Genomic DNA, 651 nt, shown 5'->3' on the forward strand with positions numbered 1-651 from the left:
AGACGGTCTCAGGTGTCTCACCGAAGGACCTGAAGCCGCTGGCCTTGTTGTCCTCACCGGAGCCGACGAAGACGACGACGCCGGAGCCGAGCGACGTCTTGCCGGCATCGGCCAGCGGCTTCAGGTCCTTCGGTGAGACACCTGAGACCGTCTTGCCGAGAAAGCCGACACCGGCCACCGTCTCATTGGCGGCTGGAGCATCGGCAGACGATCCGCCGCCCAATGCCAGCTTCTTGCGCGCTTCGGTCAGTTCCTTTTCGAGCTTCTTGCGCTCTTCGAGCAGCGTCTCGACGCGCGCCGGTACATCGGCCGGCGAAATCTTCAACACGGCTGCCGTCGCCTTCAAACGCCTGTCCTGCTCGTCGAGATGTTTGCGCGCGGCTTCGCCCGTCAATGCCTCGATGCGGCGCACGCCGGCGGCGACCGCGCTGTCCGATACGACACGCACGAGGCCGATATCGCCGGTCGCCCGGACATGGGTGCCACCGCAGAGCTCGACCGAATAGGGCCGGTTCGCCTTGGCGCCGTGCAGGCCGGTGCCCATCGACACGACGCGCACTTCGTCGCCGTACTTTTCGCCAAACAGCGCCATGGCGCCCTCGGCGATGGCATCGTCGACCGACATCAGGCGCGTGGTCACCGGGCCGTTCT

General features: G+C 66.2%; 1 protein-coding gene. It reads right to left on the minus strand.

Annotation, left to right across the window (positions count from 1 at the left end):
• On the minus strand, positions 1 to 651 hold a 651-nt coding region (locus tag EN925_RS38590), incomplete at both ends, for a DHHA1 domain-containing protein (protein WP_245487483.1).

Origin of the sequence: Mesorhizobium sp. M7A.F.Ca.US.006.04.2.1, from assembly GCF_004022915.1 — a bacterium.
Taxonomy (GTDB): Bacteria; Pseudomonadota; Alphaproteobacteria; order Rhizobiales; family Rhizobiaceae; genus Mesorhizobium; species Mesorhizobium ciceri.